Source organism: Stenotrophomonas sp. SMYL11, assembly GCF_036320005.1.
GTDB classification, from domain to species: Bacteria; Pseudomonadota; Gammaproteobacteria; order Xanthomonadales; family Xanthomonadaceae; genus Stenotrophomonas; species Stenotrophomonas maltophilia_A.
Genome location: NZ_JAWIRS010000013.1, coordinates 97,736 through 120,596 on the forward strand (window position 1 = coordinate 97,736; position 22,861 = coordinate 120,596).

The following is a 22,861-nucleotide window of genomic DNA, read 5'->3' on the forward strand; positions in this document are numbered from 1 at the left end:
GGAGTTTCACTGAGCGCATTCCAATGACCCCCAACATGCCGTGCACTGCACGGATTGGTGCCCGGCGATGAGTACGCCGGCCGCCGCTGTCCCGGCCGCCGCAGCGCCCCGTCCTGCCGCCGCCCCCGGGCTCGACCGCCGCATCCTGGTCGGCCTGTGCGGCGTGCTGCTGGCGGTGCTGGTGTCAGGCTTCAACGAGAACATCACCAAGGTCGCCCTGGCCGATATCCGCGGTGCGATGGGTTTCAGCGTCGATGACGGCAGCTGGATCGTCGCCCTCTACAGCGCGATGTCGGTCAGCGCGATGGCCTTCGCCCCGTGGTGTGCCGCCACCTTCTCGCTGCGCCGCTTCGCGCTGGCGATGATCGGTGGCTTCATGGTGCTGGGCGTGCTCTGCCCGCTTGCCCCGAACCTGCAGGTGTTCCTGCTGCTGCGCGCGCTGCAGGGGCTGTGTGGTGGTGCGCTGCCGCCGCTGCTGATGAGCGTGGCACTGCGCTTCCTGCCGCCGGGCATCAAGCTGTATGGCCTGGCGGGTTACGCGTTGACCGCTACCTTCGGCCCGAGCATGGGCACGCCGCTGGCCGCGTTCTGGGTCGAGCAGGTGGGCTGGCATTGGGCGTTCTGGCAGATCGTGCCGTACTGCATGGCCGCCATGGCGATGGTCAGCTGGGGCCTGCCACAGGACCCGCTGCGGCTGGAGCGTTTTGCCCAGTTCGATGGCGTGGGCCTGGCGCTGGGCCTGCCGGCGCTGGTGCTGCTGGTGCTGGGCCTGGTGCAGGGTCCGCGCCTGAACTGGTTCGACTCACCGATGATCACCCTGATGATCGGTGGCGGCGCCGGCCTGATGGTGCTGTTCATGATCAATGAATGGTTCCACCCGCTGCCGTTCTTCAAGCTGCAGCTGCTGGCCAACCGCAACCTCAGCTACTCGCTGGTGACGCTGGGCGGCGTGCTGTTCGTGCTGCTGGCGGTGATCTCGATTCCCTCCGGTTTCCTGGCCAGCGTGCAGGGCTACCGGCCATTGCAGACCGCACCGATGCTGCTGTGGGTGGCGCTGCCACAGGTGATCGCATTGCCGTTGGTGGCGGCGTTGTTGAACATCCGCGCAGTGGATTGCCGCTGGGTGCAGGCCACCGGCCTGGCGATGCTGGCGCTGGCCTGCTGGCTGGGCTCGCACCTGGATGTGGCCTGGATCCGCGACAACTTCCTGTGGGTACAGCTGCTGCAGGTATTCGCCCAGCCGATGGCGGTGTTACCGCTGCTGATGCTGGCCACTGGCGGGCTGGCACCGCAGGACGGTCCGTTCGCCTCGGCGTGGTTCAACACGGTCAAGGGCTTTGCTGCCGTGCTCGCCAGCGGCGTGCTGGATGCCGTCGCCCAGGGCCGCCGTCATTTCCATTCCACCGTGCTGGTCGACCGCCTTGGCGAGCAGCCGTGGCTGGCCGAGGGCCCGCAGCTGGGCGCGCGCCTGCATGCACAGGTGCAGGCGCTGACCTCGGCCGACCTGTACTGGGTGGTCGCGCTGGTGGCGCTCGCCTTCATTCCCCTCATTGCCTGGATGCCCACCCGCATCCATCCGCCACGTGCCGTGGCCTGAACCTTTCGCAGGAACCCCCTCATGACGATCAATCGAACCACTCTCAATACCGGCCTGGGCCTGGGCGTGCTGGCGCTGGCCATCGGTGCCTGGCTGCTGCTGCGCGACGGCGGCCACCAGACCACCAACAATGCCTACGTCGTGGCCGACTACACGCTGGTTGCGCCGAAGATTCCCGGCTTTGTCAGTGCCGTGGAAGTAGAGGACAACCAGTCGGTGAAGGCTGGCGACGTGCTTGCCCGCATCGACGACCGCGACTACCAGGTGGCCCTGCAGGCGGCCCGTGCCGACTTCGCCAACGCCCGTGCACAGCTGGCCAACGCGCAGGCCGCACTGGCCCAGCAGGACTCGCTGATCGAACAGGCCAGGGCCAGCGTCGATGTCAGCCGCTCCGAACTGACCTTGGCCATTGCCGACCAGCAGCGTTACCGCGAGCTGGCCCGTGACGGCGCCGGCACCGTGCAGAACGCACAGCAGGCGCAGTCGAAGCAGGCCGTGGCCAGTGCGCATCTGCAGCAGGGCCAGGCCGCGCTGTCGACCGCACGCCAGCGCACCGACATCCTCAGCGCTGGCGTGCAGGCCGCGCAGGCGGCGGTACAGCGTGCAGAAGCGGCGCAGGCGCGTGCCGAACTGGACCTGTCGCACACCGTGCTGCGCGCGCCGATCGACGGCATGGTCGGCCGCCGCGCTGTGCGCGTGGGCGCCTACCTGACCCCGGGTACGCCGGTGGCTGCGGTGGTGCCGCTGAAGCGCGCCTTCGTGGTCGCCAACTTCCAGGAAACGCAGATGACCCGCATGCAGGCCGGCCAACAGGTCGAGCTGAAGGTGGACGTGTTCCCGGGCAAGCCGCTGCGCGGGCACATCGACAGCATCGCGCCGGCCACCGGCGTCACCTTCGCCGCCGTCGCACCGGAAAACGCCACCGGCAACTTCACCAAGGTGGTGCAGCGCATTCCGGTGAAGATCGTGCTGGAACCGGGCCAGCCACTGCTGGACCAGCTGCGTGCCGGCATGTCGGTGGAAGCCAGTGTTGACCTGGGCAGCCGCGCCCGCGCGCAGAGCGTGCAGCACAGTCCTGGCCACAAGAGCGGGGAGGGTGCATGAGCGCAGTCACCCTGTTCCGCACCTTCGTTGCGGCCAGCCTGTGCACGGCCCTGGCTGCCTGCACGATGGGTCCGGACTTCGTACGCCCGCAGGCGGAACTGCCCAGCCACTGGCAGGGTGAGGTTGTCGCCGGCAACGCCATCGACCAGGACGCGGCCTGGTGGGCCGGCTTCGACGATCCACTGCTGGAGCAGCTTGCCGGCCAGGTGCTCGCGGCCAACCTGGACCTGCAGCTGGCCGCCAACCGCGTGCAGCAGAGCCGCGCCGCGCGTGGCATCACCGCCGCCGATCGCCTGCCCAGCGTCAGCGCGAGCACCAGTAGCGTGCGTGCACGCAACAGCGAGGTGGGCCTGAATGATCCATCCGGCAACGGCGGCCGTGATGACTACGGGCTGTTCCAGGCCGGCATCGGCCTGAGCTGGGAACTGGACCTGTGGGGGCGTGTGCGCCGCCAGGTGGAAGCGGCCGACGCACGCGTGCAGATCGCCGAGGAGGATGCACACGCGGTGCGCATCGCGCTGCTGGCGGAAACCGCGCGTGATTACCTGCAGCTGCGCGCGACGCGGCAGCTGCTGGCGATCACCGAGGACAACCTCAGCATCGCCCTCGACATGAAGCGCCTGACCGAGGCACGCCAGCAACAGGGCGTGGCCAGCACGCTGCAGGTGTCCAGCGCGTCCGCGCAGGTGGCATCGCTGCAGGCCGGCATCGCGCCGCTGCGGCATCGTGAATCGCAGCTGCGCAATGCGCTGGCGTTCCTGCTGGCGCAGCCACCGCAGGCGCTGGACGCGCAGCTGCAGGATGCACGCCGTGACTGGCCGGCGCTGCCGGCCGTAGCGGTGGGGTTGCCCAGCGAACTGGCCGAGCGTCGCCCGGACATCCGTCGTGCCGAAGCGGCACTGCACGCGGCAACGGCCGGCATCGGCGTAGCCAAGGCCAGTTTCCTGCCGCGCATCACCTTGAATGGCGACGCTGGGTTCCAGGCCAAGCAGCTGGATGATCTGGATGGCTGGAACGCGCACCGTTTCAGCATCGGCCCGTCGATCAGCGTGCCGATCTTCCAGGGCGGGCGGCTGAAGGCCAATCTCGCGCTGAGCAGGCTGCAGCAGCAACAGTCGGCGCTGCAGTTCCGCCGTACCGTTTTGCAGGCCTGGCATGAAGTGGACGACGCCATTGATGGCTATGCCGCGGAGCAGCAGCGCACGGTGCAGCTGCATGTGGCGGTGGACGAGAGCGAGAGCGCACTGGGCGCGGCGCGCCGGCAGTACCAGGCTGGCGTGGTCGACATGCTGGATGTGCTGACCACCCAGCGCATCGCGCTGGACAACCAGGCCGCGCTGGCCAACAGCCAGGCCACGGCTGCGATCGCGCGGGTGGAGCTGTACCGCGCGCTGGGCGGTGGCTGGTAACGACATGGAATCGCCGGGCATGGCCCGGTGCTAGCCATCGTGGCGGTAGTGCCGGCCGCTGGCCGGCATTTCGGTCGTTGCCAACCTTGGTTGGCAGCCTTCTCCAAAGCGCCAACCAAGGTTGGCTCCTACCAGGGGGCACCCGCGTGGGTACTCATCAACGCCGGTCGGCTAGCTCACCGAAGTACCAGCACTCACCCTCGAATTCGTCATCATCATCGTCGGCGGGGATGCTGATTCGCAGGCCTCGCTCCTCAATACCCATCGGAAGTTCGAGCCCCCATTCGGCGGCAAGGCTGCGCGAGGTGATCGCGGTGACCTGCCCATCCGGGGTGTCGGCGACATGTCCCTGGAAATAGGCCTCGTCCAGGTAAAGGCAGATCTCGCTGGAGAACATCCCCGGCAAGGTGACGCAGCAGGTCACTCGAATGTCGGCCTGGGGCGCAGGTCGCGACTGGATCAGGTTGGCGCACGCGTCTATCAGGATCCTTGCGCAAGTGCGCTGGATTTCCTGCGTCGTGGCAGGGGGTTCGACCAGACGGGCATGGGTGGGAATCTTGTAGTTCCAGTAGCGGCCTGCGGCCTGCAATGCGTGCGGCGAGGGAAACGCGCCTTTGAAGCAGTCTGCCCAATGTTGCAGGGCGCGGAGTCGGCGAGGGGCATCGCGCAGCTTCTTCTCGCCGCGCGTACCCGGTCGGGTGATGGGAGTGTTGTTTCTCATCCCGGCAGTGTGCCAGCCGCTTGAGCGGTGTGCCGGAAAGCGCCAACCAAGGTTGGCGCCTACCAGAGCTTGGCCGCCGGCGTGGGGTCGATAACGACGGCGGCGGTGGCCTCAACGCACGTCGCGCAGTTCCCAGTGGTGGCCGGCCAGCAGGCGCAGGCGCTGCTTGAACACGTCACTGTCGATGCGGGTGGTGGCCACCAGGTTGATGCGCAGGTCTTTCTGCTCGCCGGTCACGGTGGCATCCGGGTCGGTCACGCCCCACTGCGGTTCCACCGCATCCGGGTCAGGCTGCTTGGCCTTCCAGCGCTCGAACAGCGTGCCGCTGCGCAGGGCGTCCTGCAGCTCTTCGGCGAAACCGGCGGCGCCCTGCGAATGGAAGGACAGGTCAGGATCGTTGCCGCGGGCCTTGGACGGGTCGGGCAGGCTGATGTGGTACTGCGCAGGCATGGAGTTCTCCTTGAAGTGCGGGAAGACTGGCACAACCGCGGTGGAATCGATGTGCAGATCCGCGCCGCGTCGGGGCCTCACTCGAACCGATGTGGCCCATCGGCGAAGCCCACGGTGACCGCGCCCTTGCCGACGTTGACCATGCCGGTCAGGCTCATCACCGATTCGTACACGGTCACGCCATGGGTGGCGCAGACCTCTCTCAGCTGTGCATAGCCGGGCAGGGTGCGCAACTCTTCCAGCTCACCGCCGTAGCTGACGCACACCGTCGGTGTCATCAGCCCGGCGCGTACGCGCTGGCCAACTACCGCGAACAACTTCTGCACGGCGTTGTCGAAGCCCTTGATCTTGGCCACCGGCCCGGTCTCGCCGCGGTAACCGTGCAGCACCGGCTTGATGTCCAGCGCACTGCCCAGTGCGGCGCTGAGCAGGCCGACACTGCGGTCGCCCTTGTGCCGCGCACGCGCGCGCATGTAGTACAGGTCACGGGTGACCATGTAGCCGTGCACGTTGCTGGCCAGCTCCTCCAGCCGCTCGCGGATCTGCTGCACGCTGGCGTTGCTGTCGCGCAGGCGCACGGCTTCCACCGCGGTCACCGCCTGCGCGGCGAACAGGTTCTGGGTGTCGAGCACGCGCAGCGCGAATGGTGAGTTGTAGCCTGCCGCCTGCCGTACCGGCTTGTAGTCGTTGAGGATGGCGAAGCTGGCCTGCAGCGCGTTGTCATGGATCGGGCTGCGGGTCTTGGTGATGGTCATGCAGAACACGTGGTCGTAATCGATCACCAGCTGCTGCAGGAACAGGTCGCGGATCTGGTTGACGCTGAAAGGGATGGTTTCCGCTTCAGCACCATGTTCGGCCACGTGCGCGTGCAGGAAGCTCAGTGTGGCCTGTTCATCGCGATGATCGGCCAGCACCGCTTCGCCGATGCGTACGGTGATCGGCAGCAGCACGATGTTGTGGGTGGCGATGAAGTCCGGCGGCAGGTCGCAGGCCGAGTCGACGACGATTCCGATGCGCATCCGCGGCTCCCCCTCCAGGGCGGTTGTAGGTTCGGAAACGTGAAATCTATCTCAAATCCCATCCAGGCGCGCGAGGGAAACGCGCCATGCCCTGTTCAGCGACTGCGCTGCACCGCCACCGGCAGGGTGGCCAGGCGTAGCCATTCGGGCTGCCGCAGCAGGCCCGGATCGGCCAGCACCGCCGCCATCAGCGGGTGCGCGTCGTTGCCCCAGAACAGCTCCTCATCTATTGCCAGGGTCGGCACACCGAACACCCCAGCACCAATTGCGGCCTCGGTGTTGCGGCGCAGCTGCTCCTTCACCGCCGGGTCGGCGATGGCGCTGGCGACATCGTCAATACCCAGCTGTGCGGCCGGTTCGCGCAGGGCGTCAGGGCTGTCGGCCGCGTTGCCGTCGCGCCAGATCCAGTCGAACAGCACGTCCACCGCCTGTACGCTGGCACCGGCGGCCAGGCACAGGCGCAGGGCGGGCAGCGGGTTGAACGGATGGCCGGGCGGGAATCGCAGCGGTGTGCCCTCGGCCTGCGCGGTCCACAACAGCTGGCGGTAGATGAAGCGGCGCTTGGCCGGAATCTCGGCCGGCCCGAGGTTGCCCAGGTGATGCAGCACCGCACCGAAGGCAATCGGCACGGTCTGGATCTGCGCGAACTGTGGCAACTGCTTCAGCTTCTGCCAGTGCAGGTAGGCGTAGGGCGAGATGAGGTCGAAGTACCAGCGCAGTGTCGCCATCGGTGTGTCCTCGTGTGCGGTCAGGGCTGCGCGTTGCGCTGCAGGTAGCGGTCACGCAGCTCGGTCTGGCGCGAGCGCATCGGCATCGCACGGCCGCCCAGCCAGACCTGCTCGGCATAGTGCGCCACGTCCAGCGGATCGCCCTCCCACAGCACCAGGTCGGCGCGCTTGCCGGGCTCGATGCTGCCGATCTGGTCGGCCACCCCGAACGCCTGCGCCGGTACCCGGGTCAGGCCGACCAGGCCGTCGGCCCAGGGCAGGCCATGGGCGACCGCATTGCCGGCCAGCTGGCGCATCTTGCGGGCGTTGTGGGTGGCGTCGCCGCGCTGCACGAAGGAGACCGCCACGCCCGCGCGCTGCAGGCGTGCCGCATTCTCCAGCGTGGCCCCGATCTGGTCGAAGCTGGCCGGCAGGTTGGCCAGCACATCAACGAACACCGGCACGTGGGCAGCGGCCAGTTCCGGCGCCACCTGCCACGCTTCGCTGGCCCCGGCGATGGCGATCTTCACCTTCTCGCGGGCGGCCCAGCGCAGCAGCTGGCGGATGTCGGCGGCACGGTCCACTTCCACCACGATGCGGCCCTGGCCGGCCAGGTAGCGGCTCAACGTGCGGCGGCCGGCCGGGGTCAGCAGCGCATGCGGCGAGTCTGCGGCCACCTGGCCACGCGCCTCGTCGATCATCTGCTGCAGCAGCATCCACTGCGCGGCGCGCGACTGGCCGGTCAATTCCGAGGCGGCCGCGCCGATGCGCAGGAACAGGGCGCGCGGGCCGATCGGGTCGATGCTGCCATCAAGCCGCATCACGCCGCCCTGGCCGGCCACGAAGCCACCGCCGGGGGTTGCGCCCAATGCGGTGAAGCCGATCCCTTCCAGCCGGGTCACCGGAATCAGCACCGAGGCCGGGTTGTAGGCCAGGGTCACGTCGAACTCGGGCCGCAGTGGCTGCTCGCCGATCTTCAGTGCGCTGTCGACGGTACTCCTCTCGACCAGCACCTCTTCGATGCCGGTCTCGGTGATGCCGCCGAACAGCGCAGGGGTCAACGGGCGGCCACTGGCCTCGACCACGGTTGCGCCAGCGGGTGCGGACAGGCCGCTGCCCACCGCACGGATGATGCCGCCCTGCACCAGCACGTCTGCGTTCTGCAGGCTGCCACGTGCGCTGGCGGTGTGCACCGTTGCGTTGCGCACCAGCAGGTCCTGTGCCTGTGCGGATGCGGAGAGGCAGGCCAACACCATGACAGTTGCACCGAGCCATGCTCGACTGCCCTTCGCGGCAGACTGCGCCAATTGCTTGAGCACCACCATCAGCGCACCTCCTGGCCAAGCTGGAAATCGGAACGCGGCGTCGCTGCCGGTGCACTGCGGTCGTACAACCTGCGGCCATCAATGAAGACCTGCTCGGCCAGCGCGTACGAGCTGAAGGGATTGCCGTTCCAGACCACCACATCGGCCATCTTGCCGGCCTCCAGGGTGCCGGTCTGGCCTTCAATGCCCAGCGCCTTGGCGGCGTTGGCGGTCATCCAGGTGATGGCGTGCTCGGGTGTGATCTCCGGCATGCGCGCGCGGCGCGCGGACGCCATCACCTTGGCCGCTTCCTGGTTCAGGCGCTGGATGCCTTCGGGTGAATCGGAGTGGACGATGGCGCAGCTGTTCTTCGGCCGGTCGACCAGCGCGATGTTCTCCTGGATGCCGTCGAAGGCTTCCATCTTGAAGCCCCACCAATCGGCCCACAGCGCACCGCAGACACCGTCGGCGGCCAGCCGGTCGGCCAGCTTGTAGGCTTCCACGCCGTGGTGGAAGGCGGCCACCTTGAAGCCGAATTCCTTGGCCAGATCGAGCATGGTGGCCATCTCGTCGGCGCGGTAGCAGTGGATGTGCACACGGATGTCGCCTTCGATCGCACCGGCCAGCGTGTCCAGCTTGAGATCGCGCTTGCCGCCGGCATCCCCGGCGCTGTCGCCCTTGTCGCTGCCGAACCAGCCCTTGCGCTTGGCCGGCTTCGGTTTGTTCTTGGCGATGTAGTCGGCGGCATCGATGAAGGCGGCGCGGTAGCCGGCCACGTTGCCCATGCGCGTGGCTGGGGTCACGCCCTTGCCTTCGCCATAGACCCGCTTGGGGTTCTCGCCGCAGGCCATTTTCAGGCCCCAGGGCGCACCGGGGAACTTCATCGCCTGGTAGGTCACTGCGGGTACGTTCTTGAGGGTCACGCCGCGGCCACCCACCAGGTTGGCCGAGCCCGGCAGCACCTGCATGCTGGTCACGCCGCCGGCCAGCGCGGTGGCGAAGCCCGGGTCCTGCGGCCACACCGAGTGTTCGGCCCAGACGTTGGCGGTGACCGGCGCGGTCATCTCGTTGCCGTCGCTGTGCGCGCCGACGCCGGGGCTGGGGTACACGCCCAGGTGCGAGTGCACGTCGATCAGGCCGGGGGTGACCCACTTGCCCTGCGCATCGATGCGGGTGACACCGGCATCGGCCTGCAGCTGGCGGCCAACGGCGACGACGCGGCCCTCGCGCAGCAGCACGTCGGCATTGTCCAGGCGCTGGCCGGTGCCGGTCAGCACGGTGGCGTTCTGGATCAGCACCGGCGCATCGGGATGCGCCTGGTAGGTGCTGGGGTAGGGATCGGCGACGAAGCGCGAGGCGCCCACCGCCGGAGCTGTGCTCAATGAAAGCAGTGCCAGGGCTACCCCGGCGCGCAACAACGTCGATGCCATGCAGTTCCCCTTGCAACTGGTCCAACCGCCGACGCTAGCCCGGAGGCGGCGGGCTTGCCAAGTGACCTTCTTCACAGGCCTGCCGACGGTGGCTCGACGGCACCGGCCGGGTGGCTGAAAATACCCGGTCCCCCGCCGTACCGGACTGCCCATGAAGAGCAAGCAGGAAATCGTCGACAACTGGCTGCCGCGCTATACCGGCGTACCGCTGGACCAGTTCGGCCAGCACATTCTGCTGACCAACTTCGGCGGCTACCTGCATACGTTCTCCGAGCTGACCGGCGCGCCGGTCATCGGCCTGGACCGGCCGATGGCCAGTGCCACCATCGATGGCATCACCATGATCAACTTCGGCATGGGCAGTCCCAATGCCGCGATCATCATGGACCTGCTGTCGGCGGTGATGCCCAAGGCGGTGCTGTTCCTGGGCAAGTGCGGTGGTCTCAAGCGGAAGAACCAGCTGGGCGACCTGGTGCTGCCGATCGCTGCGATCCGTGGCGAGGGCACCTCGGGCGATTACCTGCCACCGGAAGTACCGGCGCTGCCGGCCTTTGCGCTGCAGCGTGCGGTTTCGACCATGATCCGCGACCTCGGCCACGATTACTGGACCGGCACCGTCTACACCACCAACCGCCGGGTCTGGGAGCACGACGAGGCCTTCAAGGAACGGCTGCGGGCGATGCGCTGCATGGCCATCGACATGGAAACGGCTACGGTGTTCGCCGCCGGCTTCGCCAACCACATCCCCAGCGGCGCGCTGCTGCTGGTCTCGGACCAGCCGATGATCCCCGATGGGGTCAAGACCGAGGCCTCCGATGCCAAGGTCAGCTCCCAGTTCGTGGAAAACCATATCCAGATCGGCATCGAGGCGCTTAAGCTTATCCGGCGCAACGGCAAGTCGGTCCGCCACCTGCGCTTCGACGAATGATGATGAAGGCCGGGCGCGGGGCGTCCGGGCCTGGGAGTAGGTAATGGACGTTGCCGCGCAAGTGGTGGAATTCTGGAAGGAGGCGGGCCCTGCGAAGTGGTTCGCCCGCGACGACGCGTTCGACGCGCAGTTCCGCCAGTTGTTTCTGGATGAGCATTTCGCAGCGGCGTCGCGCGCGCGCGAGCATTGGCTGGGCAGTGCCGAAGGCGCGCTGGCGCTGATGCTGCTGCTGGACCAGTTCCCGCGCAACTGCTTCCGCGGTACCGCCCATTCCTACGCCACCGATGGCCTGGCCCGGCATTACGCCATGCGCGCCATCGAGGAAGGCCTGGACCTGCAGCTGGTGCCCAAGCTGCGCGCCTTCATCTACCTGCCGTTCGAGCACTCCGAGGATCCGCTGGACCAGGACCGCTCGGTGGCGATGTTCGACGTGCTGGGTGACAAGGAATACCTGCAGTACGCCGAACTGCACCGCGACATCATCCGCCGCTTCGGTCGCTTCCCGCATCGCAACGCCGTGCTGGGCCGCATCCCCACGCCGGAAGAACTGGATTACCTGGCCGAAGGCGGGTTCGCCGGCTAGGAAAAAGGGGACGGAGGGGATTAAGTCGTTTTTGCCATAAACGACTTAATCCCCTCCGTCCCCTTTTTCAATGCCGATCAGTACTTCGGCACGCCGTTGTCCACCTCTTCCGACCAGGCGTTGATGCCGCCGGTGACGTTGAACACCTTGGTGAAGCCCAGGGCGCGGAACTGCTCGGCGGCCTGCGCGCTGCGGCCACCGTGGTGGCACATGAAGGCCAGCGCGGTGTCCTTCGGCAGGGCTTCCAGCGCGGCGCGGCCGTTGCCGTCGAAGCTCTTGAACGGCACGCCGACGGCAGCGATTTCACGCTCGTCGGCCGGGCGCACGTCCACCAGGGTGATGTTGCCGGCACGCACCAGGTCATCGGCATCACGCACGCTGATTTCCTGTACCGGCTTGGGCGCGTTCGGGTTGTCGATGGCCAGGCCCTTGCCGCGGATGTCGTCCACCCAGTCGATGGTGATGCCGTTGGCGCGACGCGCGCTGGCCAGGTCGAACTGCACGCGCAGGCCGTTGGACTCGGCGGCAATCGCGCCTTCGTCGTGCGGGGCCAGCTGGAAGTTCGGCTGGAAACCGGCGTCGATGGACAGCTGCAGGGCAGCGCCCGGAGCATCGGCCAGCGCACCCTTGAGCATTTCCACGGCGGCCGGGGTGACGGTGATGCTCGGCGGGGTACGGTCCGGCGCAGCCAGGCCCAGCACGCTGCTCAGCTCGCCGCTGGCGGCCATCTGCAGCACGATGTCGCTGCCGCCGACCAGCTCGCCGTCGATGTACAGCTGCGGAATGGTCGGCCAGTCGCCATAGGCCTTGATGCCTTCACGGATTTCCTGGTCGGCCAGCACGTTGACGTGGGCGAACTCGACGCCGAGGTCCTGCAGGGCGCCCACGGCCTTGGCCGAGAAACCGCACTGCGGCATCGACGGCTGGCCCTTCATGAACAGCACGACGCGGTTGGCGTTGAGGATGGATTCGATGCGCGAACGCAGGGCGGGATCGAGGGACATGGACGTCGGGGTTCCGGGAATTCGAATCATCAATTCTAACCCCCATGGCATCATGGGGGATGAGCAACGCAGGAACATTGCATCGCATCCCGGCCCGCCCCTGGCGCTGGCTGCCCTGGCTGGTGGCGTCGCAGCTGGCCGTGATCCTGGTCTGGGCCCTGGCCGGCTGGCAGTGGGGTCTGCCGCTGATGGTGGCCAGCCACGCATTGTTCATGGTGCCGGTGTTCCTGCCCAACAGCCGCTTCTATGCGCCGGTGCTGAACCGACTGCCGGAGGCCGGCAACACGGTATGGCTGACCATCGATGATGGTCCCGGTCCGGAAACCCGCGCCGTGCTCGACCTGCTGGACCGCCACCAGGCACGCGCCACCTTCTTCCTGGTGGGGGAACGTGCGCTGGCACGGCCGGAACTGGTGACCGAGATCCTGCGCCGTGGCAATGACCTGGGCAATCACAGTCACAGCCACCCGCAGGCGCGCTTCTGGCGGCTGGGCCCGGCCGCGATGCGCGCCGAGATCGAAGGCTGCCAGCACGCGTTGCAGGCCCTGAGCGGCCATCCAGTGCGCTGGTACCGCTCGGTGGTGGGCATGACCAATCCGTTCGTGGCGCCGGTGCTGCAGCGGTTGGGGCTGGTCCGGGTAGGCTGGAGTGCCCGTGGCTACGACGGCGTCGGCTGCACGCCGGACGGCGTGCTGGCACGGCTGCTGCCGGAGCTGCGCCCGGGCGCGATCGTGCTGCTGCACGAAGGTGCCGCCCATGGGCACAACCTGGTGATCATCGAGCGCGTGCTGCAGGCGCTGGACGAGCGCGGGCTGAAGGCGCAGCTGCCGGCCGGATAACCGGTAGCGCCGGGCCACGCCCGCCGAGCGCAGCGGCATGGATGGAATCCGCCGGGCATGGCCCGGCGCTACCGGATGCGGTGCGCCACCAGCAGCCAGCTGTTGAAGGGGGTACGCCCGTGCAGCGGCCGGGGCGACGTCACCTGCAATCCGGCCTCGATCAATGTCGCCTGCAGCACCTGCGGATCGGGATAGTGGCGCGGCCGCGTGCCCATCCAGCCGATCAGCCAGGCCAGCCGGTCCGCCACCCGCGTGGTGCGGTCGCGGCCATCGCCGGTGGCCAGCGGTGTACGCAGCAGCAGGCAACCGCCGTGGGCCACCTGCGCGCTGGCCGCGCGCAGCAGGGCCTGCTGTGGGCCCGCGTCCAGATACTGAAGCACGTCCAGCAGCAGGACGTGCCCGGCCTGCGCCGGCAGCGGCGCCTGCACATCCACGCAGTCGAAGCGCACGTCCTGCAGGTCGGCGGCAGCACGTTGCGCGCGGGTGATCTTGCCGGCATCCACGTCCACGCCCAGGTAATGCTGGGTACCTCCGCGCTGGCGCAGCACATGCGCGAACAGGCCCAGCCCGCAGCCCAGGTCCAGCACCGGCTGCCCATCGTCAGGCAGATGCTGCAGCACGCCGTCGTACAGCGGATCGCTGCCGAGCTTGCCGCGGGTGTAGTAGTAGTCGCGGCGGCTGCCCCAGGCCTGCGCTGGCCGGAATGCTTCGGCGATCAAGCGGGCCTGCGGGGCGGTCAGGGGCGTGCAGGGCAGGGGCGGGCCGTTCCGTGGCGTGCCGACCATCGCCTCAGTCCGTGCCGCCGAGCAGGTGTGCGGCGACCGGCAGGGCGCGCGCGCTCCACAGCGCGTACATCCGCGCTGAAGGATGCAGGCCGTCCTCGGCAATCATCGTCGGGTCTTCGCCCTGCGCGCGGCTGATATCGGTGATGTCGACGAAGGCCACGCCCTGCTGGGTGCTGATCACCTCGGCAGCCGCATTGAACTCGTCGGTCTCGATCTCGATCGCGGCCAGGTCGCGGCCACTGCCGGCGCCGAACGGGGTCGCACCCCAATCGGGGAAGGACAGCACCAGCACGCGGCCGGCATCACCGCCAGCGAAACCGATGGCCCGCTGCAACAGCGCCTGGAACTGGCTGCGGTATTCGTCCAGCGGACGCCCGCGGTACTGGTTGTTGACGCCGATCAGCAGGCTGACGAAATCGAACGGCCCCTGCGGCGCGGCCGCATCGATGCCTGCATCAAGTTCGTCGGTGGTCCAGCCGGTAGTCGCAATGGTCTGCGGATCGGACAGCTCAGTGCCCTGTGCACGCAGCGCGGCAGCCAGCTGGTGCGGCCAGCGGCCTTCGACTGCAACCGCTTCACCGATGGTGTACGAATCGCCCAGCGCCAGGTAGGACAGGGTCACAGGTCAGGCCACCGAACGGCGCGGCTTCAGCGGCACGACCTTGGTCGCGTCCTCGGCACGCCGTGCCAGCACGCGGTCGATGCGCGCGAACACATCGCGCATCACCGAGGCCTCCGGCATCAGGGTCACGCGGAAATGGTGGCGGTAGGGCACGTTGAAGCTCGAGCCCGGCACCACCAGCACGCCCTCGTTGTTCATCAGGTCCAGCGCGAAGTTGTGGTCGTCGAAGCCCTTCGCCGCAGCGCCGACCACGGCCGGGAACGCGTACAGCGCGCCGGCCGGCGCGACCAGCGACAGGTGCTCGCTGGCTTCGCAGGCTTCGATCACCGCGCGGCGGGTTTCATACAGGCGGCCGCCCGGCGTGCACAGCTCGGAAATGGTGTCCGGGCCATTCACCGCCGCCTCGATGGCGTACTGGCCCGGCACGTTGGCGCACAGGCGCAGCGCGCCCAACAGGTCCAGTGCCGCGCGGAAGTCACCCAGGCGGGCATCGTCGCCGCTGAGGTGGGCCCAGCCCACGCGCCAGCCGCAGGCGCGGTGCACCTTGCTCAGGCCGCTGAAGGTCAGGCACGGATGATCACCGGCCAGCGGCGCGACCGGCTGGAACACCGCGTCGTCGTAGAGGATCTGGTCGTAGATCTCATCAACCAGCAACAGCAGGTTGTGGCGGCGAGCGATCTCGACCACGCGCTCCAGCAGTTCGCGCGGGTAGCTGGCGCCGCTGGGGTTGTTCGGGTTGATCAGCACGATGGCGCGGGTGCGCGAGGAGACCAGCGTCTCGATCTCGCTCGGGTCCGGCTGGAAGCCGTTCTCCGGTGCGCAGCGGTAGTACACCGGGCGGCCATCGTTGAGGATGGTCGAGGCCGACCACAGCGGGTAGTCGGGCGAGGGCACCAGCACTTCGTCGCCGGGATTGAGCAGCGCACGCAGCGACAGGTCGATCAGTTCGCTGACGCCATTGCCGAGGAAGACGCGGTCCGGGTGCGCATCGGGCGCGCCACGGCGGGCGTAGTAGCTGGCGATGGCTTCGCGCGCGACCGGCAGGCCCTGCTGGTGCGTGTATGGGTCGGTGCGGCCCATGTCGTCGGCGATCGCACGCTGAAGGTGCTCCGGCGCGCGGAAACCGAAGGCGCCGGGATTGCCGATGTTGAGCTTGATCAGTTTGCGGCCCTGCGCCTCCAGCTCCCGGGCTCGCCGCGCCAGTTCTCCGCGGATTTCGTAGCGCACTTCGGAAAGGCGCTCGCGGATGGCCAGGGGCTTGGGCGAGTTGGTGGACATGGGAGCTGGGCCGTCAAAAGGCATGGGGCTTCCATCCTACCGGAATTGCTGCAATGCATGGCAAGGGCTCCGGGCCCGTCATTGCTGGGCTGGCAAGGCGCCGGCACAGGTAGAATGGCGGCGATGACCCAGACCCCCGATTTCATCGCCCTGCAGACCATTGGCTGGCCCTGGCCGGGCCCGGCGCAGCAGGCCGACTGGCAGGCCGCGATGGCCGCACATCCGCAGGCCCGCCCGGCACGGGTGATCGAACAGCACCGCACCCACTACGTGGTGGCCGATGGCCCGGATGCGTCGATCAAGGCCGAGTCGCTGCCGGAATGGCAACGCCCGCGCTTCCCCAGCCATGAACGGCCAGCGGTGGGTGACTGGGTTCTGCTCGATGGCATCCGCATCGTCGCCCTGCTGCCACGGCGTACCGCGATCAAGCGCGGTGCGGCCGGCGAGCATTACCACCAGCAGGTGATCGCCGCCAACATCGATACGGTGTTCATCGTCTGCGGCCTGGATGCCGACTTCAATCCGCGCCGCATCGAACGCTACCTGCTGCTGGTCGGTGGTGGTGGTGCCGAACCGGTAGTGGTGCTGACCAAGGCCGACCAGACCGAGTACAGCGAGGACGCGCTGGCGGTGCTGGAAGAGCTGGAGATGCAGGGCATCGCGCTGCATGCGATCAACGGCCTGGATGCCGACAGTGTGGCGGTGCTTCAACCGTGGCTGGGCCCCGGCCGCACGGTCGTGCTGGTCGGTTCCTCCGGCGCCGGCAAGTCCACGCTGACCAACACCCTGCTCGGCGAGCAGCGGATGAAGACCAACGCGGTGCGCGCCAACGATTCGCGCGGACGCCACACCACCACGCACCGCGCGCTGATGCCGCTGCCGACCGGCGCCTGCCTGATCGACACCCCCGGCATGCGCGAGCTGAAGCCGACCGGCGAAGAGACCCTGTCCGAGGGTGGGTTCGCTGATATCGAAGCGCTGGCCGCACAGTGCCGTTTCAACGACTGCAAGCACCAGCAGGAACCGGGCTGTGCCGTGCGTGCAGCGATCGAGGCCGGCGAGATCGAAGAGAGCCGGCTGCTGAACTACTTCAAGCTGAAGGAAGAAGTGGCAGCCGCCGCCGCCAAGCTGGCGGTCCGCCAAGCCGAAACCGCGCAGGAACGCGGCGGCAAGAAGGGCAAGGGCCAGCAGTTCCGCCCGGCTGGCAAGCCGCGTAGGCGCTGATCCCGCGGTGCCGGAAACCTGTTCCTGGTGGGTGCCAACCTTGGTTGGCACGAATGGTTCCAAAGCCCGCCTTAGGCGGATGCCAACCAAGGTTGGCACCTACCAACGTGCGGGCAGGGCGCTATAGTCCGCGCATGGAACCGACTGCGACGCTGGACCGTGACGTGGCCCACCATGCAGCGCTCGATGCGCGCCTGGTCGAGGCCGTGGGATGCATCCGCCTGCTGGGCCTGACCAGCTGGCCGGCAACGGTGCAGGCACCGTTCCTGGACAGCGTGGCGCGTGGCCAGCCGGTACTGCCGAAGGTGGACTACCCGAAGCTGGACTTCAGCGAAGAACGTCGCGCGCTGGCCGCGATCGCCGCCGACTGTGACGACAGCCATCCGCTGGGCCACTACGTGCGGCAGTCGGCACAGAGCTGGGACCTGGCCGCACAGCTGCTGGAAGGGTTGGGCACTGCGGCAGTCGATACCTGTTCGGTGCAGCTGTTCGGCGCACCGGAGCAGCCGCTGCCGGGCAATGGCCCGAGCACGCGCGAAGCGGCGCGCCACTTCATCCAGATCGCCGCCGAACTGGACCACGAACTGCTGGCGCCGGAAGAACAGGTGCCGGTCTCGGCCATCGCGCTGCAACTGCAGCTGCAGAACGATCTGGACGCGTTCTTCGAATCGCGCATCATCCAGGTACAGCTCGACCCGGAGCTGGTGTCCAAGGCCGCCGCCGGCCCGACCCGCATCCGCCTGCGCACCAGTGCGCGCTTCAGCGCCTACGACCGCGCGCAGCTGTTCCACCACGAAGCGCTGGTGCATTCGCTGACCGCATTGAATGGCCGCGAACAGCCAGTGCTGCCCAGCCTGGCGTTGTCGTCGCCACGGGTGACCGCTACCCAGGAAGGGTTGGCGACGTTTGCCGAGCAGATCACTGGCAGCATCGACATCGAGCGCCTGAAGCGCATCAGCCTGCGTACCGAAGCGATTGCGATGGCGCGCGAAGGTGCCGACTTCATCGAGGTGTTCCGTTACTTCTGCGATGCCGGGCAGAACGCCGAGGAGAGCTTCGCTTCGGCACAACGCGTGTTCCGTGGGGTACCGCCGAGTGGCGGCCTGGCCTTTACCAAGGACACGGTGTACCTGCGCGGCCTGGTGTCGGTGCACACCTTCTTCCGCCACATGCTGGCCGAGGACCGCCTGCAGGTGTGCCGCTGGTTGTTCGCCGGCAAGATGAGCCTGACCGATGCGATCGCGTTCGCGCCGCTGTTCGAAGCGGGTGTACTGAAGCCGCCGCGCTGGCTGCCGCACTGGGTGAGCCGGGCGAACGGCCTGGCCGGGATGCTGGCGTTTTCGCTGTTCGCCAACCGGATACGGATGGACCAGCTGGCGCCGGAATGAAATGCGTTGGCGGCCCCCCCAGCGCCTGCCTGCTATCGGTGGGGAGGAGGCGGGGCACCCTGGCCAGGACACGCAAAAGCCCATCCATGGTGCTCGGTGGCGCCATCCATGGCGCCAACGGTCCTGGCCAGGGTGCCCCGCCTCCTCCAGACAGGTTCCCGCGGGCGCGGTAGCAGGTCCGCCGAAGGGATTGCGCTTGAAAAGCAAAGAGCCGGGCAATGCCCGGCTCTATGCTTTTGCTTTTGCTCTTGCTTTCCATTGCCTCCGCGCCGGCGCAGGGAATTGTCGAGCGCGGGTAGGCCGGCCCATGCAGGACCGTTGGCGCCATGGGCCAGTCGCATGCGACTGGCGGGTTGGGCAGGACGCTCAACCCCGGTCTTGCCGTGTGCGCAGGACAGCGCACGCGAGCAAGGCGCCATCGAGCCCCCATGGATGGGTTTACGGCGTGTCCTGCATGGGCCGGCCTACCCACGCCATGCAGGAAAAATCAACGCGCCGCAGCGCCCGCTTCTGACTTAGAACTCCGCCGCCACCGTCATGAACAACTGCCGCGGCGCGCTTGCATGGATCGCATAGCGCTTGCCCTCCGGATCGGTCGGTGCGAACGAACTCAGCTGGCCCGCATAGCGCTTGTTGGTCAGATTGGTCGCGTTCAACGACACCCGCACGTTGCGCAGGCCCAGGCCCGGGCCGAAGTCGTAACCCGCACCGGCGTCGAAGGTGGTCACGCCCGGCACCGACTGGTCATTGGTGTAGGTGTAGTAGCGCTTGCCGGTGTACTTGGCACGGAGGCTGGCGAAGAAGCCATCGCGGTTCCAGCTGATCTCGCTGGAGGCCATGCGCTGTGGCGTATCCACCGTGATCTTGCCGGCCACCGGCACCACCGCGCCACCGGACAGGTAGTCATCCTCGTAGGTGGTTTTGTTCCAGGACAGCGCGTTGTACCACTGCAGGCCGTCGATCGGCTTGAGGATGAAGGTCAGCTCCGCGCCATGGCTCTTCACCGAGCCGACGTTGATGAAGCGCGTCACGCACTCCGGACGCGTGCCGACTTCGATGCTCGAGCACGGGTTCAACGACAGCAGGCGGTTGTCGAACTTGACGCTGTAGGCCGCGATCGAGGCCTGGTACTTCTCGCCGAAGGTGCGGAAGCCGGCTTCCAGGCTCTTGGACTTCTCCGGCTCCAGCCCGGCGCTGGCCGCGAACGATTCCGGCGACACCTGCAGCGGGCCGCCGCTGCCACCCCCCACGAAGGCGGCGATGTTCTCGGCGTAGGAGGCGAACAGCTCGTTGTTGGCGTTGAGCTTGAAGCCTACGCCCACCTGCGGCAGCACCGATTCCTTGGCGGTCAGCGTGCCCGAGGCGATGCTGGTTTCCACGCCGGGGTTGGCGGTGGCGCGCATGCGGGTGTTCGGGCTCTTGATGCCCACATCCACGGTCAGGCGCTGGTCCAGGAAGCGCATGCGGTCCTGCACGTAGAACTGGCGCGTGCGGATGTCGAAGTCCTGGTTGAACAGCAGGCGGTCCGGGTTCTTCAGGTACAGGTCGTCCAGGAACGGACCGCTGATGTAGTAGAAGTTGCGCGAGACGTTATGGTCGTTCTGCTCGTACCACAGGCCGGCTTCCAGTTCGTGGATGCCTACCGTCCACGACAGCGCGGCGGTCAGGCCATCGCGGTTGATCGTGTAGTTGGTGCTGCGGATCGAGATCGGCAGCATCTTGTCGGTGCCCGGGTAGGACGGCTGTCCCGGTGCCCACCAGTGGCCCTGGCCACGGTTGTCGTGGTGGTAGGCCAGCAGCTTCAGGCGACCCTGCTCACCCAGGCGCAGGTCTGCATCGACCGAGTAGAGGTTGTCGTCACGCAATGCACGGCTCTGGTAGTACGCGTCGTCGATGCTGGTGACGCCACCGCTGAACTTGCACTTGCTGCGGTCCAGCGTGCCCGGCGCGCAGTACGCAGCAGCCACCGCTCGATCCCAGTCTGGCGCGTAGATGTTCCAGTCATAGCCCAGGCCACGTGCCAGCATGTCCTTGGACAGGTAGGCGTAGTTGGCCTGGCTGGCACGCGAGGTGGCCACGAACGCGCCGAAACGATGGTCGCCCACGTTCCACACTGCCTTGGCGTTGAACTGGCGGGTGGTCTGGTTCTGGTACGGCGCGGCCCACATGTCCTGGTCCTGGTGCACGCCGGAGACGTAGGCCGAGAAGCCGTTGATGTCGCCGGTATCCACGCGCAGGTAGCCACGGCGCTGGCTGTCGTCGCCGACGGTGACGCTGGCGCGGCCGCCGAACTCGGTGGACGGGTCCATTGAGAAGTACTGGATGGTGCCACCCAGGTTGCTGGTCGAGGCCACGCCCAGCGAACCGATGCCCTGCGACAGTTCGGCGCCGGCCAGGTTCTCGGCGATGATCGCGCGGGCGATGCTCAGGCCGTTGTAGTTGCCGTAGCTGTTGTCGCCCAGCGGGATGCCGTCCAGCGTGTAGCCGAGGCGGCTCTTGTCGAAGCCACGCAGGCTGATCGTCTGCGATTCTTCGTTGGCACCGAAGGCATCGTTGGACTGCACCGACACGCCGGGCAGGCGGTCGAGGATCTTCTGGCCGCTGGTACCCGGCGGCAGCACCTGCTTGTCGACCGCGGTGATGCGCTGCACCTGGCGGGTCTCGCCCTGGCCGATCACGGAGACGGTATCCAGCGTCTGCGCGCTCAGTGCGGCATCGGTGCTGGCATTGGCGCCGGTATCGGCCACGGTAGCGGCATGGGCGCTGGCGGCGGAAAGCGCGATCGCCACGGCGATCGTCAGGTGTCGGGTCTGCATGGTGGTCCGTTGCATTGGGGGTGGTCACCGGCATGCATGCGCGGTGCATGGCCACTATGCGAACGGAACATGAAACCTTCTTTACGAAAAACCAACGAACGGTGCAGGGCCGTGGTGCGTGTCCTGCAACATGTTCGTCATGGCGGTATGCGGGTGGGAATCAGAAGCGCTCACCGGGCCAGCTGAATTTGAGCTGGTCCATGCAGTCACGATCATGTTCGGAGAATGAGAATCCGATCTGGATACCGTTCATTACCGTGCCGAACACCGTCGACTCGTCCAGGCTATGTCCTGATGGAACGGAAAGGACGTTGAAGTCGGGGTAGCGACGACCCATCTGCTTTCGCGAGATGCAGGCGCCGCCCAGCGACAGCGTAATGCCTTTGATGATTCGCCCCGACGCGTCGGTGTGGATCTGGCCAGAAGGCCCCCTGATCCTCCCAGCGACCACGAATGGCGCCAGATCGATGGTGGCGCTGTCGCCCTGCCCCCTTCCTGCTTCCGAACGTGAGCCGGCCGGAGCCAGTGGCGACAGCTGCGCGACAAGGTCAGAGCGTGCCAGCTGCAAGGACCAGTGTTCCACAAGCTCCCAGGTTGCATCCGCCTCTTCTGCAGTGGCAGCGGGTGGGGTTGCCGCCAGTGGTGGGGGGGCGACCGCAATAAGCGCAATCAGCATTGCACGCATGCCAACCTCCTTGATCCGCGATGTCAGCCGTTCGTCCATTGGGCGCGGCAAGCGCTGGCAGGTATAGCACCGGTTCTGCCGATGCACCGGGCAGTGCGTCGCAGAAATGCAGAAGCAAAAAGGGGCCGGATCCCCCTCGCAAGCGAAGGTTCACCGGCCCCGCGCACTCCGTTGGGGGAGGTGGTCCACGCGCTGCGTGGAGAAGGGCTCAACCCATGTACAGGCCACCGTTGACCGGATAATCGGCGCCGGTCACGTACGAGGCTTCGTCCGAGGCCAGCCACGCGCACAGGCCGGCCACTTCTTCCGGGCGACCGAGGCGGCGAACGGGCACCGAGGCGGCCAGCCGGTCCAGCACATCCGGCGGGAAGCTGCTGATGGCCTGGCTGGCGATGTAGCCCGGCGACAGCGTATTGACGGTGACCCCGCGCGAGGCTACTTCCGCGGCCAGGGCTCGGCTGAAGCCGTGCATCGCCGCCTTCGCCGTTGCGTAGTTCACCTGCCCGATCTGGCCCTTGTGCGCACTCACCGAGCCGATGTTGATGATGCGGCCCCAGCCACGCGTGGCCATGCCGTCGACCACCTGCTTGGTCAGGTTGAACAGCGAATTGAGGTTGGAGGCGATCACCGCGTTCCAGTCCTCCACCGTCATCTGCCGGAACAGCAGGTCGCGGCTGCCACCGGAGTTGTTGACCAGCACGTCCACTTCTCCGACTTCGGCGCGCACCTTGGCGAACGCGGCGCTGGTCGAGGCCCAGTCGGTCGCGTTGCCTTCGGAGGCGATGAAGTCGAAACCCTGTTCGCGCTGTTCGCGCAGCCAGTTGGCCTTGCGCGGCGAATTCGGCGCGCAACCGGCGACCACGGTGTGGCCGCTGCGGGCCAGGCTCTGGCAGATGGCAGTACCGACACTGCCCATGCCGCTGGTGACGTAAGCGATTCGAAGCGTCATTGCAGAAGGCTCCTTGGTA

General features: G+C 67.5%; 21 protein-coding genes. 8 read left to right on the top strand and 13 right to left on the bottom strand.

What is annotated here, in order from left to right:
- Positions 1-67 precede the first annotated feature (67 nt).
- From V3B46_RS17000 to V3B46_RS17010, 3 genes are read left to right on the top strand one after another with little or no spacing between them, the layout of a single operon-like run.
- A complete protein-coding gene (locus V3B46_RS17000; RefSeq protein WP_329892412.1) occupies positions 68-1,597 on the top strand; it encodes an MFS transporter in 1,530 nt (509 codons plus the stop codon).
- 21 nt (positions 1,598-1,618) lie between these two features.
- Positions 1,619-2,701: an HlyD family secretion protein gene (locus V3B46_RS17005; RefSeq protein WP_329892413.1), complete on the top strand. Its 1,083-nt coding sequence runs from the start codon at positions 1,619-1,621 to the stop codon at positions 2,699-2,701.
- Positions 2,698-4,110: an efflux transporter outer membrane subunit gene (locus tag V3B46_RS17010; RefSeq protein ID WP_329892414.1), complete on the top strand. Its 1,413-nt coding sequence runs from the start codon at positions 2,698-2,700 to the stop codon at positions 4,108-4,110. Before V3B46_RS17005 ends, V3B46_RS17010 begins: the two co-directional genes overlap by 4 nt.
- A gap of 157 nt (positions 4,111-4,267) precedes the next feature.
- Here V3B46_RS17010 and V3B46_RS17015 read toward each other — a convergent pair whose 3' ends face one another.
- From V3B46_RS17015 to V3B46_RS17040, 6 genes are all read right to left on the bottom strand, one after another.
- Positions 4,268-4,831, bottom strand: coding sequence for a DUF3916 domain-containing protein (locus tag V3B46_RS17015; RefSeq protein WP_329892415.1), 564 nt, complete (start codon positions 4,829-4,831; stop codon positions 4,268-4,270).
- A gap of 111 nt (positions 4,832-4,942) precedes the next feature.
- Positions 4,943-5,281: a hypothetical protein gene (locus V3B46_RS17020; protein WP_006469105.1), complete on the bottom strand. Its 339-nt coding sequence runs from the start codon at positions 5,279-5,281 to the stop codon at positions 4,943-4,945.
- 77 nt (positions 5,282-5,358) lie between these two features.
- On the bottom strand, positions 5,359-6,300 hold the full coding sequence (locus tag V3B46_RS17025; protein WP_154264391.1) for a DegV family protein: 942 nt from the start codon (positions 6,298-6,300) through the stop codon (positions 5,359-5,361).
- Between the two features lie 95 nt (positions 6,301-6,395).
- The gene (locus V3B46_RS17030; protein ID WP_329892416.1) at positions 6,396-7,028 is read right to left on the bottom strand and encodes a 2-hydroxychromene-2-carboxylate isomerase; all 633 of its coding nucleotides are present in this window, start codon (positions 7,026-7,028) and stop codon (positions 6,396-6,398) included.
- Positions 7,029-7,048: 20 nt separating this feature from the next.
- Positions 7,049-8,332: an amidohydrolase family protein gene (locus V3B46_RS17035; protein WP_329892417.1), complete on the bottom strand. Its 1,284-nt coding sequence runs from the start codon at positions 8,330-8,332 to the stop codon at positions 7,049-7,051.
- Positions 8,332-9,741, bottom strand: coding sequence for an amidohydrolase (locus V3B46_RS17040; protein ID WP_329892418.1), 1,410 nt, complete (start codon positions 9,739-9,741; stop codon positions 8,332-8,334). The genes V3B46_RS17035 and V3B46_RS17040 overlap by 1 nt, the downstream gene beginning before the upstream one ends.
- Positions 9,742-9,892: 151 nt before the next feature.
- Between V3B46_RS17040 and V3B46_RS17045 the strand changes: the two genes are divergently transcribed.
- On the top strand, positions 9,893-10,669 hold the full coding sequence (locus tag V3B46_RS17045; RefSeq protein WP_005414446.1) for an AMP nucleosidase: 777 nt from the start codon (positions 9,893-9,895) through the stop codon (positions 10,667-10,669).
- A gap of 43 nt (positions 10,670-10,712) precedes the next feature.
- Positions 10,713-11,252 carry a DUF924 family protein gene (locus V3B46_RS17050; RefSeq protein WP_049421811.1) on the top strand — a complete coding sequence of 180 codons (540 nt, stop codon included), beginning with the start codon at positions 10,713-10,715 and terminating at the stop codon, positions 11,250-11,252.
- 77 nt (positions 11,253-11,329) lie between these two features.
- Here the strand turns inward: V3B46_RS17050 and grxD are convergent, their stop codons facing one another.
- Complete coding sequence (grxD, locus tag V3B46_RS17055; RefSeq protein WP_126929566.1) at positions 11,330-12,256, bottom strand: Grx4 family monothiol glutaredoxin; 927 nt, start codon at positions 12,254-12,256, stop codon at positions 11,330-11,332.
- 59 nt (positions 12,257-12,315) lie between these two features.
- On the opposite strand from grxD, the gene V3B46_RS17060 reads away from it, so the two are divergent.
- On the top strand, positions 12,316-13,095 hold the full coding sequence (locus V3B46_RS17060) for a polysaccharide deacetylase family protein (protein WP_329892419.1): 780 nt from the start codon (positions 12,316-12,318) through the stop codon (positions 13,093-13,095).
- Positions 13,096-13,163: 68 nt separating this feature from the next.
- Here V3B46_RS17060 and V3B46_RS17065 read toward each other — a convergent pair whose 3' ends face one another.
- The 3 genes from V3B46_RS17065 to V3B46_RS17075 are packed head-to-tail and all read right to left on the bottom strand — an operon-like array spanning position 13,164 to position 15,780.
- Positions 13,164-13,880, bottom strand: coding sequence for a class I SAM-dependent methyltransferase (locus tag V3B46_RS17065; protein WP_329892420.1), 717 nt, complete (start codon positions 13,878-13,880; stop codon positions 13,164-13,166).
- A gap of 4 nt (positions 13,881-13,884) precedes the next feature.
- The gene (locus tag V3B46_RS17070; protein WP_071229632.1) at positions 13,885-14,502 is read right to left on the bottom strand and encodes an SGNH/GDSL hydrolase family protein; all 618 of its coding nucleotides are present in this window, start codon (positions 14,500-14,502) and stop codon (positions 13,885-13,887) included.
- Between the two features lie 3 nt (positions 14,503-14,505).
- Complete coding sequence (locus V3B46_RS17075; RefSeq protein ID WP_005414441.1) at positions 14,506-15,780, bottom strand: pyridoxal phosphate-dependent aminotransferase; 1,275 nt, start codon at positions 15,778-15,780, stop codon at positions 14,506-14,508.
- Between the two features lie 114 nt (positions 15,781-15,894).
- Between V3B46_RS17075 and rsgA the strand changes: the two genes are divergently transcribed.
- Positions 15,895-17,004, top strand: coding sequence for a ribosome small subunit-dependent GTPase A (gene rsgA / locus V3B46_RS17080; RefSeq protein ID WP_032129866.1), 1,110 nt, complete (start codon positions 15,895-15,897; stop codon positions 17,002-17,004).
- A gap of 134 nt (positions 17,005-17,138) precedes the next feature.
- Complete coding sequence (locus V3B46_RS17085; RefSeq protein ID WP_329892421.1) at positions 17,139-18,392, top strand: flavohemoglobin expression-modulating QEGLA motif protein; 1,254 nt, start codon at positions 17,139-17,141, stop codon at positions 18,390-18,392.
- 515 nt (positions 18,393-18,907) lie between these two features.
- Here V3B46_RS17085 and V3B46_RS17090 read toward each other — a convergent pair.
- The 3 genes from V3B46_RS17090 to phbB form a co-directional block, all read right to left on the bottom strand.
- The gene (locus V3B46_RS17090) at positions 18,908-21,208 is read right to left on the bottom strand and encodes a TonB-dependent receptor (protein ID WP_154264380.1); all 2,301 of its coding nucleotides are present in this window, start codon (positions 21,206-21,208) and stop codon (positions 18,908-18,910) included.
- 160 nt (positions 21,209-21,368) lie between these two features.
- Positions 21,369-21,893: a hypothetical protein gene (locus V3B46_RS17095; RefSeq protein WP_329892422.1), complete on the bottom strand. Its 525-nt coding sequence runs from the start codon at positions 21,891-21,893 to the stop codon at positions 21,369-21,371.
- 208 nt (positions 21,894-22,101) lie between these two features.
- Complete coding sequence (gene phbB / locus V3B46_RS17100; RefSeq protein WP_012481221.1) at positions 22,102-22,842, bottom strand: acetoacetyl-CoA reductase; 741 nt, start codon at positions 22,840-22,842, stop codon at positions 22,102-22,104.
- Positions 22,843-22,861 lie beyond the last annotated feature (19 nt).

Excerpts from the sequence above, each read along its gene's own strand:
- V3B46_RS17000 (WP_329892412.1), top strand. The coding sequence starts at position 68 with ATGAGTACGCCGGCCGCCGCTGTCCCGGCCGCCGCAGCGCCCCGTCCT.
- V3B46_RS17005 (WP_329892413.1), top strand. The coding sequence starts at position 1,619 with ATGACGATCAATCGAACCACTCTCAATACCGGCCTGGGCCTGGGCGTG.
- V3B46_RS17010 (WP_329892414.1), top strand. The coding sequence starts at position 2,698 with ATGAGCGCAGTCACCCTGTTCCGCACCTTCGTTGCGGCCAGCCTGTGC.
- V3B46_RS17015 (WP_329892415.1), bottom strand. The coding sequence starts at position 4,831 with ATGAGAAACAACACTCCCATCACCCGACCGGGTACGCGCGGCGAGAAG.
- V3B46_RS17020 (WP_006469105.1), bottom strand. The coding sequence starts at position 5,281 with ATGCCTGCGCAGTACCACATCAGCCTGCCCGACCCGTCCAAGGCCCGC.
- V3B46_RS17025 (WP_154264391.1), bottom strand. The coding sequence starts at position 6,300 with ATGCGCATCGGAATCGTCGTCGACTCGGCCTGCGACCTGCCGCCGGAC.
- V3B46_RS17030 (WP_329892416.1), bottom strand. The coding sequence starts at position 7,028 with ATGGCGACACTGCGCTGGTACTTCGACCTCATCTCGCCCTACGCCTAC.
- V3B46_RS17035 (WP_329892417.1), bottom strand. The coding sequence starts at position 8,332 with ATGGTGGTGCTCAAGCAATTGGCGCAGTCTGCCGCGAAGGGCAGTCGA.
- V3B46_RS17040 (WP_329892418.1), bottom strand. The coding sequence starts at position 9,741 with ATGGCATCGACGTTGTTGCGCGCCGGGGTAGCCCTGGCACTGCTTTCA.
- V3B46_RS17045 (WP_005414446.1), top strand. The coding sequence starts at position 9,893 with ATGAAGAGCAAGCAGGAAATCGTCGACAACTGGCTGCCGCGCTATACC.
- V3B46_RS17050 (WP_049421811.1), top strand. The coding sequence starts at position 10,713 with ATGGACGTTGCCGCGCAAGTGGTGGAATTCTGGAAGGAGGCGGGCCCT.
- grxD (WP_126929566.1), bottom strand. The coding sequence starts at position 12,256 with ATGTCCCTCGATCCCGCCCTGCGTTCGCGCATCGAATCCATCCTCAAC.
- V3B46_RS17060 (WP_329892419.1), top strand. The coding sequence starts at position 12,316 with ATGAGCAACGCAGGAACATTGCATCGCATCCCGGCCCGCCCCTGGCGC.
- V3B46_RS17065 (WP_329892420.1), bottom strand. The coding sequence starts at position 13,880 with ATGGTCGGCACGCCACGGAACGGCCCGCCCCTGCCCTGCACGCCCCTG.
- V3B46_RS17075 (WP_005414441.1), bottom strand. The coding sequence starts at position 15,780 with ATGTCCACCAACTCGCCCAAGCCCCTGGCCATCCGCGAGCGCCTTTCC.
- rsgA (WP_032129866.1), top strand. The coding sequence starts at position 15,895 with ATGGCGGCGATGACCCAGACCCCCGATTTCATCGCCCTGCAGACCATT.
- V3B46_RS17085 (WP_329892421.1), top strand. The coding sequence starts at position 17,139 with ATGGAACCGACTGCGACGCTGGACCGTGACGTGGCCCACCATGCAGCG.
- V3B46_RS17090 (WP_154264380.1), bottom strand. The coding sequence starts at position 21,208 with ATGCAGACCCGACACCTGACGATCGCCGTGGCGATCGCGCTTTCCGCC.
- V3B46_RS17095 (WP_329892422.1), bottom strand. The coding sequence starts at position 21,893 with ATGCGTGCAATGCTGATTGCGCTTATTGCGGTCGCCCCCCCACCACTG.
- phbB (WP_012481221.1), bottom strand. The coding sequence starts at position 22,842 with ATGACGCTTCGAATCGCTTACGTCACCAGCGGCATGGGCAGTGTCGGT.